This is a genomic window from Xenorhabdus hominickii (assembly GCF_002632725.1).
GTDB lineage: Bacteria > Pseudomonadota > Gammaproteobacteria > Enterobacterales > Enterobacteriaceae > Xenorhabdus > Xenorhabdus hominickii.
Window position 1 is genome coordinate 947,281 of record NZ_NJAI01000001.1, and the last position, 12,067, is coordinate 959,347.

Here is a 12,067-nt window from a genome sequence, read left to right on the forward strand (position 1 = left end):
CGAAAATAACCTCAGTGGCCTACTATGGAAATAGCTAGCCATCAGATCACTAACAAGTGTTGGTTTTTTTATCCGGCACTTTCCTTTAATTAAGTTCCGTTTTCAGGTTCATTTAAGTGGACGTAAACCACACACAAAAATGGTTTATCTATACACTTGTAGTTTATCCTATAGAAAGAACCAATCTGGCCTTACGTATTCAACTGACAGCTTCGCGTAAAATACGCATCACGGTATCTGTGCCACTGCGATTGGGATTAATGCGGATCATGCGTTTTTCCAGCGTGGGATCAGTCTGACGAAAGGTGTCGGAGATGCGGTAAAACAGGGGCGGTATTTCAAATTTTGACTCTGCGCCTACCGGATAAGGCAGTGCACCGAATGAGTGGGCTGCGGCGAGTACTCTTTCTGCGATAGGTTCGTGAAATTCCACCAATAATACTTTCGATTGAGCATTGGCGATAAATGCCTGTTTCACTTGTGGCAATTCTCCCTGATTCAAGCGAGTAACCAATTCGTCGTTAACTTCTGCCTGTATTGCGTGCATAACCGGTGCGAATACCAGACCGCGCAACGCCTCCATTGCCTGATACCCTTGTATCTGGCAACCGCCGGAATACATGCTGTGCCGCAGGGTATCCATGGCTGTTTGTTTTCCCGTAACCAGCCCGACGCCTTGTGGCCCCAGTAACTTAAAACAAGAGAATGTGGAGAGTGTCGCACCATATTCACAACCAATCTGTGCTACTTTCATTGCTGCGTAGTTGTCATCTACCAACGAAGGAATGTGATGTTGATTCAGTGTGGCTACCACATCTGGCAGGGAATAACTGTCAGAGAGTTTCTGGCGTGTATGTTGAATGAGGCAAGCCGCAGGCTGATATTGCCGGATGGCGGCAGTGATCTGTTCTGCGTGATTGAAATCTGCATGGACGACCTGAAGCCCCATTTGCTCAATGGATACTTTGGTTGTGGGATAAATGGGCGCATCATGCACAAGCAATGTTGAGTTGGGGCTGACTAAGGCCGCCAGCCCCGCGCGTAATGCGCCAGTTCCTGCTCCATTGACAAAAGCAGCCGATTCAGCGCTAAAAAACTCCGCAATTACCGCTTCAATGCGTCGAGTCATCCGTGGTTGGTGAAGGTCTGGGACTAAGCCCAGATCACCTTGTGAAAGAAAATCAGCCCCCGGAAAGTGATGACAGATAATATCCACCAGCTTGAATTGTTTCTGCTGTGCTTGTGCCATCGTCATGCTTTGCAATGGATAGGTTTTCATTTCTTATTTTATTCCTAGCAGGAAGAGCAAATTCGCCAGAATGCCCACGGCAATTGTTGCGATCGGGCCGATTGCCATTTCTACTAAAGGACGTTTGGAAGTGCGGTTGAGCAGATAAATGCCTGCCACAATCATAAAGCCCATACCCGGCAGAATGGCGTTGGAAGCAATCATAGCACCAACCAGCAGAGCAACTTCGAGCATTTTGGTGATTGCGGTACGGATGTGCCCGCTACATGCTTTCACGCCAGGGTATTTATCCAGCCAAATTGCGATCTTCGCCAGCAGTTGGATCTCGATGAACATGGTGATACCGCCCGCGATAAACGCAATCCACGGGTTGTTGGTTGCCAGCCCTGCCACAAACACGAATTTCATGCCATTCGGGCTATAAACTCCTGTCGCTATTGCGGTTGTTCCCACCAATGGGATAAAGCTAATGGCACGCGCCAATGCTACCAGCAGGGCATTGGTTTGCTCGCCTTGCGCCATCAATTGCAGGGATACGGGGCCTTCCGCCAACAGGCTAAATGACATCGTGGCGGCACTGGCAGTCAAGCCACCGCACAGGATCAGCAGCCATTTGTTTTTCTGAATACGCTCAATACGGGTTGAGAACAGGCCAACTAAGACTTCATTGGCACCTTTTTGCTCGGCTGTCTGAGTTGGGCGCTCTCGCATCGCAAAGTAGAACATCGCAATCATTGATAGCAGCAGTGCGGCACCGTTCGGGTCGATGCTGACGGGTTTTTCGATCATACCGCCAAAGCTCAATGGGCCAATGGCCTTGGTTGCCAAATAGCCCACCAACGCAGTGAGCATGACTAATAGCCCTTTGCGATAGCCATATTGATAGCCAACGACCATGGCAGGGAACAGGGCAAAACAGGCCACAATGGGATCACCCACTTTCTTGAGGTCATCGGTGAAATTCACTGGCAGCATGGCAAACAGTTCTACCACCGAACGCAGGCCAGCCAGCAAGGCGATGGCATACAGTGCGCCGATGATGCCGGAGCCGATAAACCCTCTTCGGCTATTAGCACACCAGATACCGATCATGTCTGTGCCCAGCAAGAGGCTGTGAACCAGCACAATCGGCGCTGTGAGGGAAAAAGGAATACCAAAACCTACAACCAAACCGATGCTCAGGGCGAAACTGGTTGCAGCGAGTACCTTGCGGCTCATACGGCCTTCAAGGTATTCCGGCAGCAGAGGGCGCAGGCCATCATGGAAAACGGCGATCCCACGGTTTGCCATCATGGAAGCAATCGCACCTATTGCTGCCAATAATCCGGCTTTGAAAGGATCAACTTCCATCAATCTCATCAGGAAATCATGGAGATGCTGCATGATAGACTCCTTATAGTGAGATAATAGCGTTGATGATCACCGGTAGGACGATATCAATATCCTGCCCCGTAAAACCAAATGCTTTCTTTCCTGCTTTCACATGGGCAATAATCTCGTCGTCAGACAGGATCTTGCCTGGCATGCCGATGGTGGCGCATTGCTCTAAGCCGATAAGGGCGATGGCGATGGCGAGAGCACCACCTCCACCCGTATTGCATGCGCCAATATAGTAATCTGCATCGCCATTTTTAATTGCCATAGCCGCTTCGATGTCATTCATGACAGTAATTGAAGTGGCTTTGTCTCCCGCCATTTGACGAATACCTTCGGCTATTGCTTCTTTCTCTATTTGTCCACCAACGACAAATCTCATGCTGTTATCCCCTTTTGTATTTTCTATCGAATGACTTGTTAAAAATGATTTTCTTGAAAATTTAAGCTGCTAAGCGCTGTGTTGAAAAAATCGAGCAGGATTATCACGTAACATCTGGTCTATCTGTGTTTGGGAAAAATCAGCTTCCAGCAACATGGGAACGAATACGGTTAACAAATAATCGAATCCATTTCCTCCATTGCTTTTTAAATGAGAGCGGCGAGTGATATCTTGGGAAAGCATGACTCGTTCAAGGAGTCCATATTTGGCGATTTGCTGCAACATGGCAACGCGCCCGTTGTCTGGATAGTAATTATTTTTGCCAATTGTGTCGAATTGCACCCATGCCCCTGCTTCCAACAATGGAATGATGGTGTCCAGGTTATCTCTCAGATCACAATGCCCGATGGTCACATGCTCGGGGGATACACCAAATTCCTGAAGCAATGCCAGTTGCTCACGTCCCATTGTGCTTAATGTGGTATGGGTGGAAATGGGGCAGCCAGTGGCTTGATGTGCCAATGCTGCTGCCGCAAAGACTTTTTGTTCACTCTCTGTGATTTGCCCAAGACTGGAGCCAATTTCAGCGATCACGCTTGCTTTTAATTCGGTGCCGTCAATGCCGATTTCAATTTCAGCGATCATGTCATTGGCGATGGCCTGTATGCTCAATTCGCTGAAGTGGGAAGGGAAGAAGGGCTGTTTGTAGTAACCCGTTGAGGCAATAATATTGATACGGGTATCACGCATCAAATCCAACAGAAAAGTTGCATTGCGCCCCATATAACGGTTGGTCATCTCTACGATATTACGTACCCCTAGGGTGTAGAGATCACGAAGCTCATCCACGATCAGATCGTATTGATCTAATCGACAGTCGAGGCTGCCTTTCGCACCAGAGAGATCGATATGCAAATGTTCATGCACATAGGTATAACCAGAAGCATCAATACAGCTATTTTGTTTTATTGCTAAATGACGATCAACGGCTTGATTATTTGATGAAGAGCGCAGTGTGTCACCCCCGACGTTCAACCTGATATCTTTGATATCCCGCGGTTCGAGTGTGTCTTCAACTGCATCAATGCTGGATGAGGAATACGAAGCGGAATGTGTGGGCGTATCTCCAATTTATTTTTAGTATCTCATAAAGCTATTTCATAAAACTATTTCATAAAGTAATTGCCACAAAATCATGCGGTAAATTGACTATAGCGAAAATAACATTATTTAAGGGTAGAGTAACATTAACTGTCATACCCTTATTGAAGGATTATTTATTGAGAAAATAACCGTTATTTTTCCAATTCCCCTGACTGTCGTAAATGCCTTCAAGTTTTGGCTTATCTGATTGAATGCCAGAAATTAAGGCTACATCGCTGCGAGTGACAAAAATTTGGGTACGGAAGCACATAACGACTGGGCTGCCAATCGGATGGATACCCGATAGAGGGAGGTTGTAATCAATACAAGGTTCGCCTAATCGTAATATCCGCGCAGTCTTATGTGAATGGCTGTGTTTTGGGAAAACCAGCGCGTGTTTCATGTGCCCACGTTTATAGTAACCGCCACCATAGCAATAACTATTACCGTCGTAGTGATGCGAGACTTCTGTGACATAAACCATCGCGATATTCTCTGGCTCCCGGCCGCTGATATTGGCGGGAATAGTTCCGGTCAAGGCATGACCTGGTTCAAGATGAGTGGCTCCGTATTTGGCTAATAGTGGGATGGTATTGCAGCTCGAAGCGGAAGGGGCATTGATTTGAGAAAGTTTAATCCCGAGTTGTTCGAGTCGGTTTTTTGCGCGAATGAGAGTCAGTAAATTGGTGGTAGGTAAGGTCGTTTGATATCGTGCATTCCATGATAAGCAAGGGAAATGAGTCAGACCGCTGAGTTTAATTCCCGGCATTTTTTTTAAGGCGCTCACCACGGCATCGAGTTCATCAAAAGTGATACCGGCTTCCTGACTGGGAAAGACGGTATCACGTTTATCAAACACTTTTAGCATGATGGGCTGAATACGCCCTAATTTCTCTGCAGCATCCGAGATGGCTTGTGCTTTTTCAAGGGAGAATACCGTAATGATATCAGGACCATGCTTGAGCATTGTTTCTATCAAATGTGTTGGTGTCTGCACCAAATGGCCGATGTGACATAGCGGTATGTCATGCTGGCTCAGGCTATAGGCTTCCCTGAAATCGACCGCGACCGCACCGCGATAGCCGAGCTGAATTAGCTTTTTGGTCAGCCACGGATTACGCCCGATTTGTTTGGTCATCAAATAAAGCTCAATGCCATATTGGTTTGCCACTTGAAGCAAGCGTCGGCCATTGTCCAAGACCTGATCGACATCAATAATGTAAGTATCTGGCAAGATTATTCCCTGTTGCCAAAGTTCTTTTGCAACTTTAATCAATTTGGGGTTCTGTTTTTTTAATGCATCAATAAACATAGGCTTCCCTTCATCTCTGCAAAGCAGCAAGGCTGTGTGAAAAATAGAAATGTTTTGTTAGATTTTTAATTTTCATTTTTTTGAATATTTATAAGATAATCAAAAGTTAATCCCTTTCGATTGAAAGCATTAAACCATATAAATTTACTAACAGGTAGCCTTCTTCGTTAGGATGTAACATGACTGTAAATTTTTCGATTAGGGCGTGATGAATGGCGAGTAATCGGTTGTAGTGTTCGGATTGTTCAATTTTTGCCAGTATTGTTTTATCCAATGGGGAAACTTTTTCACCACGACGTGAGCGCATGAAAGCGCTGGCCATATGGGTAAGTACCATTTCGCCTTGTGGATGACGGACGGGAATTAACCAAATATCTTCCAAATCATGAACAACATCTAGCATGTTATCGTAGATATCTTGGTCGATGACGCCGCCTTGTAACAGGATAGTTAGCCGTTGTTCTACCATAACTTTTTGTTACATAATCTTTTTGTTACACATTGAGATTAATCAACTGTTTATTTGGGATAGTTAAGAGTCAATAAACAGGTTCGATAGTGCCTGCGACTACGCTTTTTTGATGAGCCAGCAGTGTATCTCGATCAACCATAGTATGAAGGAACTGCTGAATGGGGATATTGTCCTTACGGGCAAGGATAACGGCTTCGGAAGCTTTGATAAAACACTCACTGTCGTCGGGCAGTTGTGTCATAAGGCCTTGTTCTATGAGTTCGTGGCCCTGTCCAACATTCCAGATGGCCGCATCAATGTGGCCTTTTATGATTTGATTCAGACATTCATGGTAGGAGACCTCGACCAATTCAATCTCTTTTCCAGCAAAGTACTGCTGTGTCATGATCTTTTGGTCTGCGGAGGTACTGTCTAAGCCAACTCGGCGAATAGATTCTATTTCGCCATGACGAAAGATTAGCCTGTGTCTGTCTGTATAACTTTGTGTCCCTAGTGAAAGCGCAATAAATATATCTTTATTTTCTGGGTGTTGCTCTGCGGCAAGCCTTGATGTTACTGCTAAGTCGTAAACGCCATTCAGTAAGCATTCAATGCGGATATCTGAGCCGCGCATATGTGCAAAGTAAAAAGGAACACCTGCACACAATGTCTTTAAACCACTTGCCAGCCCCTCATAGGCGCGGGTATAAGGCAGCGGCATTGCACAGACCACATTGCCGATATCGGCGAACTCTAAGAGTAATTTGTGGTTAATCTGTGTAAGAAAGCTACCATTACGACCACGACGCTTAACTCCAACCGCCTGTGTCTGTTCGAGAGATTTCAACGCTGCTTGCATTAAACCCACGGACAACCCACATTCTTTGGCTAATAATTCTATTGTTTTCAGACGGTTGCCACACTTTTCTGAGAGGAGATAACGAGCCAAAAACGACTGTGCAATCCCCTCTTTTTTAATGAATGTTTGACTTATCATTAGAAGTTTTTATCCATTCTCATTTATCTTCATAAATTTGAACATAAATCGCAACAAGCGAATTAAAGAAAGGGGAGTAATATCACAATCCCGGAAAAAATGAAAATTTAAAAAATAATAAAGCTTAATATTATCAATATATTGAATATATATTTTCATTTGGCTCTGAAGATATAAAATAAGCAGTATGGGAGAATATAGGGAATTTACTTGCATCCTCCCTTTATGTCTGCTGTATTTATCCGTCTAGGTGGTGATTTTTGCTGTACTATTTGTCACATCATAAAATAGTTTGGTCATATTTTGTTCCTTGATTATCGAACCAGTTGGCTGTTTATTAGTCATATTTTTTGATTAGTAAACTATGTGGATACAGCCAACAAAACTGTTACTTGGAAGATGAGCGTCATATCATAGGGTTATTACTGATGAAAGTTATAGCGAATGATGTTGCGATCGAAATAGAAGATAGTGGTGAAGGTAACAGTGGAAAAGTGCGTCCGGTTGTTTTGCTCATTATGGGGCTGGGGATGCAGCTTGTTGATTGGCCGGATGAAATCGTTAATTTATTGGTGGACGCAGGGTTTAGGGTGATTCGATATGATAATCGTGATGCAGGATTAAGCCAGCGATTTGATCATATTCCCCAACGCTCCTTTTTTTGGCAAAAGATTCGGCTGTGTTTAGGTCTGCCAGTTCGATCACCTTACAGTATTCAGGATATGGCAGATGATGCTTTGGGAGTGCTTGATGCGTTGAATATTCCACAAGCTCATATTATGGGGGCCTCAATGGGAGGTATGATCGCCCAGAGGCTGGCCGCAACTTATCCTGACCGAGTCACCAGTTTGGTGAGTATCATGAGTTCAAGCGGTGCTCATTATCTTCCTCAGCCAAAACCGGAAATTAAGGCTGCATTATTGGCTAAGCCTGCTGGCTCCAGTGAAGAAGAGTTGATTGCCCATCAAATTAAAATCATTCAACTTATTGTCTCTCCTTTTGAGTCATTGGATAAAGATGAGTTGGCTCAGCATCTGAGATTATCACTTTGTCGTAGCGGATATCATCCTAAAGGCTCAATGCGACAAACGCTGGCGATAATGGCAGATTCGCACCGACCCCATCTTCTGGCTCAAATTCACTGTCCAACATTGGTTGTGCACGGAGAGGATGACCCTTTGATTCCTATTGTTTGTGGAAAGGATACGGCCAAGCGTATTATCGGGGCTGAATTTTTTCCAATACAGCAGATGGGGCATAGTTTTCCACCTCAATTTTTAAAATCTCTGACCGAGAAGGTTATTCCGTTTTTGAATGGAATAAGATGAGAGGTATATATAGGAGGAACAGTTATGTTTAAGCCAGTCGGTATTAAACCACCCTTTGAGGTCATTACACACCAAGCTACTGACTTTAAGAGTTATTATCTTGATAATAAAACTTTATTATTTAATAACTATATTTGCGGTATTAATATTAAAATTTTTGGTAATCAAGATATGTGTATGAATGAAAATAAAATAAAAGTTCTTCAACCAATTATCTACGCGATTAATAAAATCCATAAAAGAGTCGATAATCTTTCTAAAATAGTTAGAGGTGTTAATGTTTATGTGGAAGAAGCTAATGGGTTACTTCAAGTACAGTGGCCAGAACGACAAGATAAAAAAATGTATAATGACTTGAAGTCATATGGAGTATATATTGAAAATCCATGCTTACATATAAATTGTAAAACAATGACTCAATTACATGAAAAAAAATCTCAATCATGGTTGAGTCGAATAACAAATAAATGTTTAGGTAGTAATGATGTAGATAAATTTGGTCCATGGGGTGTGGCTGATCAACTTTATGATGCGGCCTTATCAAGAAAAAGAAAATTATCGGAACCCAATCCCATTCTGTCAATAAAGGCAATTGCTTCTATCGTACATGAAATTGGGCATATTATTCACGAACAACGGAAGGAATCAAAAGAAATTTTTTGGGAAGGAAAAATGTTGGCCCTGAAATGTAACCATATTATTCCCAGTAAAATTGCTAAACAAGTTAGCAAGTACGTTGAATCAAATAATAACTCTACTGAATTTGTTGCAGAAGTTTTTACCGGTTTAATATACGAAAAAAAATATAGTAAGGAGGTATTGGAGTATTATAAATACTATTGTGGGCCTGAATTAATAGATATGAAATTGCCTGAATTACCACCAGGCTGGAGTCCGTCAACGTGAATGATTTATATTGACTCCCATCAGAAATATTGTACTTTATTACATAAATCTAGAATGGGAGTCAGTTTATTTTTGTTATTAATCTAGACGCTTAACCATTATATGCATTGTGCTTTTCTGTTTTGGGCTAGAAAATATAATATTTTTTTGCCATTTCAGCCCCTTTCTGACATAAAATTTAATGGCAGAGGTGTTCTGCTCCAATACTTCTAACCAAAGCCATTCTTGTTCCTGCTCCTGACAGAGTTTTACGACATGATCAAATAACTGATCACCGTATTTCTGCCCTGTGAGATGAGGCATCAGATAGAATTTATGCAAATAGGTGCCAACGAAGTCACTATCAGGGATAGGTTGATTGAAGATAATTTTGCCGAAACCAATAATGTTGGAGTGGTCGGTATCGGCGCTGACTGAATGGTGGGACTCAGCAATAAACCATCTGTGGTTTGGCGTGTTAAGCGAGTTTGATATTTGTTCTATCGAACATACTCCTGCAATATATTCTTCCAACTCATCGTTGTCATGCCATAAATCGGAAAAATGAAAACGGTAGCTTGTCTCAAGTAGTTGAGATAATAGTTCTGCGTCTTTTGTTGTCGTTTTCCGCATGAGTAACATAAGTATCTCCAAGATTATTTATTGGGAATTAAGCCATTACCAGATATCTCGTTGATAAGGCATTCTCTGGCTATCCATTCACCATAACCCGCAGCAGTATGGATATGTCCTGCACCAGATAGAATAATTAAATCTGATTGCCAATTATCTTGTTGCACTCTGGTAACGTTCAGATATTTTCTTTCTAAATGGGATTGCCAGTGATCTGGCCCAGAATTGGTATATCCCGGAACGATTAAGTAGGTTTTCGTCGCCATTATTTTTTATCTCAGAGAGTTATGCAGGCTAACCTTGTCTGCCAGCAGATGATGCCTCTAACATACTATCACGATGGTAAAAAAGTGCGTTTTAAATAACCAGATGAATTAAATGAAAAATAAAAGAATTCCAATGGAAAATAGGGATGATTGATTTCGAAAATTTATGACCTTTTCTAAAGGTGTTGTGAGCGGAAAAAACGTATAAGCAGAGGATAAGGTGTTATTTTATGGAAGAGAAAGAAAAAATGGCGATAAAACCAAGAGATTTTTATCGCCATTTTTGAGTTCAGACTTAATTAGCTTTGTTGCTGAGTAGCTTTGGTGTTTTGTGCCAGCCAATCAGCTACACGTTGTTTTTGCTCATCGGTGAGCCACATACCTAGCTTGGTGCGACGCCAGATAGCATCATCCAACTGGGTTACCCATTCGTGTTCAACCAAATAACGCAACTCAGCTTCATATAAGCCATGACCAAAGAATTCGCCAAGATTGGTCAGCGATTCCGCGCCTTTCAGGATGATTTGGCTGTTGCTGCCGTAAGTACGGGCATAACGCAGCGCCACGCCTTCAGGTAACCAATTATGGCGCTGGCGCAGCAGACGTGCGTAACCATCGCGGTCATAGCCTTCCAGCTCACCGCCCGGCAATTTGCCATTTTTAGTCCATGCTTTGCCTGCATTTGGATAGTACTGAACCAGTTTCTCCATGGCGTGCTCAGCCAGTTTACGATAAGTCGTCAGTTTTCCACCAAACACGGACAGTAATGGCATCTGGCCCTGCTCATCCTGAATATCCAGTGTGTAGTCACGAGTGATCGCTTGCGGAGAGTCAGATTCATCATCGCACAGTGGGCGAACGCCAGAATAAGTCCAGACAACATCATCGCGGCCCAGTTGTTTTTTGAAGTGGTCGTTATAGACTTTCAGCAAATAGTCGATCTCTTGCTCGTTAATTTTGACTTCTTTTGGATCGCCTTTGTATTCAACATCGGTTGTGCCGATGATAGAAAAATCGTTATTCCACGGAATCACAAACACGATGCGGTTATCCTCGTTTTGTAGAATATACGCTTGCGGCTCATCGTGAACGCGAGGAACAACAATATGGCTGCCCTTGATCAGGCGGATGCCATAGGGTGATTTCAGTTGCAGACCATTATCGAAAAAGTTTTTCACCCATGGGCCAGTTGCGTTGACTAAGCCCTTCGCACGCCATTTATCGGTTTTGCCCGTAGTGAGATCTTTGGCTTCGACCATCCAGTAACCATCTTCACGCCATGCACGGGTCACTTGAGTGCGAGTGCGTACTTCACTGCCGTATTTTTGAACTTCTTGCGCATTCAGGACTACCAGACGCGCATCATCAACCCAACAGTCGGAATATTCAAAGCCACGGGTGATAGATGGTTTCAATACCGAGTGTGCACCAAATTTAAGCCCTTTACTGCCCGGAAGGCTAACGCGTTTGCCTAAGTTATCGTACAAGAATAAACCGATACGGATCATCCATGCTGGGCGTAGGTGTGGCTGGTGTGGCAAGCGAAAACGCATTGGGAATGCAATATGAGGAGCCAGATTCAATAATACCTCACGTTCAGCGAGGGCTTCACTCACCAGTCTAAATTCATAATGTTCCAGATAGCGTAAGCCGCCGTGGATCAACTTGGAGCTGGCCGAGGAAGTCGCACTGGCCAAGTCTTGACCTTCCAACAGCAGGACAGAAAGTCCCCGTCCAGCAGCATCTGCCGCAATACCAGCGCCGTTAATTCCGCCGCCGATTACAATCAAGTCTTTGGTTTCCATTGCATCCCCTTTGAAATGTTCGAAACAGTTCTTTAATGTTCGTTTTCGCTCAATGATTGTAATAAAAAATCGACCAATCGCCAACTATTAACTAAGGAAAAACATCTTGACGTGATATAGATAACAAATTTCTATCTTATCCATAAGATTAATAAGGATTCTGTGGGAAACAAATCAAAGAGAGGATCTTTACAGAAGAAGAACCCCACCTACATATCAGGTGGGGAACGTAATTAAGTGAT

12 protein-coding genes are annotated in these 12,067 nt (G+C 43.4%); 2 read left to right on the top strand and 10 right to left on the bottom strand.

The features are described 5' to 3' along the window. Nucleotides 1-199: 199 nt before the first annotated feature. The 7 genes from Xhom_RS04280 to yhfZ form a co-directional block, all read right to left on the bottom strand. Nucleotides 200-1,279 carry an aminotransferase class V-fold PLP-dependent enzyme gene (locus Xhom_RS04280; RefSeq protein WP_069317540.1) on the bottom strand — a complete coding sequence of 360 codons (1,080 nt, stop codon included), beginning with the start codon at nt 1,277-1,279 and terminating at the stop codon, nt 200-202. A 3-nt stretch (nt 1,280-1,282) separates the two neighbouring features. After that, entirely contained in the window at nt 1,283-2,632 is a 1,350-nt protein-coding gene (locus Xhom_RS04285) for a YhfT family protein (protein WP_069317541.1), read from the bottom strand. A 10-nt stretch (nt 2,633-2,642) separates the two neighbouring features. Continuing rightward, complete coding sequence (locus Xhom_RS04290) at nt 2,643-3,005, bottom strand: DUF2620 domain-containing protein (RefSeq protein WP_069317542.1); 363 nt, start codon at nt 3,003-3,005, stop codon at nt 2,643-2,645. Nucleotides 3,006-3,074: 69 nt separating this feature from the next. Beyond that, complete coding sequence (locus Xhom_RS04295) at nt 3,075-3,974, bottom strand: phosphotriesterase-related protein (protein ID WP_232326378.1); 900 nt, start codon at nt 3,972-3,974, stop codon at nt 3,075-3,077. Nucleotides 3,975-4,278: 304 nt separating this feature from the next. Next, on the bottom strand, nt 4,279-5,460 hold the full coding sequence (locus Xhom_RS04300) for a YhfX family PLP-dependent enzyme (RefSeq protein WP_069317544.1): 1,182 nt from the start codon (nt 5,458-5,460) through the stop codon (nt 4,279-4,281). A gap of 106 nt (nt 5,461-5,566) precedes the next feature. Continuing rightward, on the bottom strand, nt 5,567-5,929 hold the full coding sequence (locus tag Xhom_RS04305; protein ID WP_069317545.1) for a PRD domain-containing protein: 363 nt from the start codon (nt 5,927-5,929) through the stop codon (nt 5,567-5,569). 70 nt (nt 5,930-5,999) lie between these two features. Next, a complete protein-coding gene (gene yhfZ / locus Xhom_RS04310) occupies nt 6,000-6,908 on the bottom strand; it encodes a GntR family transcriptional regulator YhfZ (protein WP_069317546.1) in 909 nt (302 codons plus the stop codon). Nucleotides 6,909-7,336: 428 nt separating this feature from the next. On the opposite strand from yhfZ, the gene Xhom_RS04315 reads away from it, so the two are divergent. Both Xhom_RS04315 and Xhom_RS04320 read left to right on the top strand, forming a co-directional pair. Then, nucleotides 7,337-8,236: an alpha/beta fold hydrolase gene (locus Xhom_RS04315; RefSeq protein ID WP_069317547.1), complete on the top strand. Its 900-nt coding sequence runs from the start codon at nt 7,337-7,339 to the stop codon at nt 8,234-8,236. A gap of 24 nt (nt 8,237-8,260) precedes the next feature. After that, nucleotides 8,261-9,142: a hypothetical protein gene (locus tag Xhom_RS04320; protein WP_069317548.1), complete on the top strand. Its 882-nt coding sequence runs from the start codon at nt 8,261-8,263 to the stop codon at nt 9,140-9,142. A gap of 78 nt (nt 9,143-9,220) precedes the next feature. Here the strand turns inward: Xhom_RS04320 and Xhom_RS04325 are convergent, their stop codons facing one another. From Xhom_RS04325 to glpD, 3 genes are all read right to left on the bottom strand, one after another. Beyond that, on the bottom strand, nt 9,221-9,763 hold the full coding sequence (locus Xhom_RS04325; protein WP_069317549.1) for a GNAT family N-acetyltransferase: 543 nt from the start codon (nt 9,761-9,763) through the stop codon (nt 9,221-9,223). 14 nt (nt 9,764-9,777) lie between these two features. After that, complete coding sequence (locus tag Xhom_RS04330) at nt 9,778-10,020, bottom strand: alpha/beta hydrolase (RefSeq protein ID WP_069317550.1); 243 nt, start codon at nt 10,018-10,020, stop codon at nt 9,778-9,780. 299 nt (nt 10,021-10,319) lie between these two features. Next, a complete protein-coding gene (gene glpD, locus Xhom_RS04335; protein WP_069317551.1) occupies nt 10,320-11,825 on the bottom strand; it encodes a glycerol-3-phosphate dehydrogenase in 1,506 nt (501 codons plus the stop codon). Nucleotides 11,826-12,067 lie beyond the last annotated feature (242 nt).

Excerpts from the sequence above, each read along its gene's own strand:
- Xhom_RS04280 (WP_069317540.1), bottom strand. The coding sequence starts at position 1,279 with ATGAAAACCTATCCATTGCAAAGCATGACGATGGCACAAGCACAGCAG.
- Xhom_RS04285 (WP_069317541.1), bottom strand. The coding sequence starts at position 2,632 with ATGCAGCATCTCCATGATTTCCTGATGAGATTGATGGAAGTTGATCCT.
- Xhom_RS04290 (WP_069317542.1), bottom strand. The coding sequence starts at position 3,005 with ATGAGATTTGTCGTTGGTGGACAAATAGAGAAAGAAGCAATAGCCGAA.
- Xhom_RS04300 (WP_069317544.1), bottom strand. The coding sequence starts at position 5,460 with ATGTTTATTGATGCATTAAAAAAACAGAACCCCAAATTGATTAAAGTT.
- Xhom_RS04305 (WP_069317545.1), bottom strand. The coding sequence starts at position 5,929 with ATGGTAGAACAACGGCTAACTATCCTGTTACAAGGCGGCGTCATCGAC.
- yhfZ (WP_069317546.1), bottom strand. The coding sequence starts at position 6,908 with ATGATAAGTCAAACATTCATTAAAAAAGAGGGGATTGCACAGTCGTTT.
- Xhom_RS04315 (WP_069317547.1), top strand. The coding sequence starts at position 7,337 with ATGAAAGTTATAGCGAATGATGTTGCGATCGAAATAGAAGATAGTGGT.
- Xhom_RS04320 (WP_069317548.1), top strand. The coding sequence starts at position 8,261 with ATGTTTAAGCCAGTCGGTATTAAACCACCCTTTGAGGTCATTACACAC.
- Xhom_RS04325 (WP_069317549.1), bottom strand. The coding sequence starts at position 9,763 with ATGTTACTCATGCGGAAAACGACAACAAAAGACGCAGAACTATTATCT.
- Xhom_RS04330 (WP_069317550.1), bottom strand. The coding sequence starts at position 10,020 with ATGGCGACGAAAACCTACTTAATCGTTCCGGGATATACCAATTCTGGG.
- glpD (WP_069317551.1), bottom strand. The coding sequence starts at position 11,825 with ATGGAAACCAAAGACTTGATTGTAATCGGCGGCGGAATTAACGGCGCT.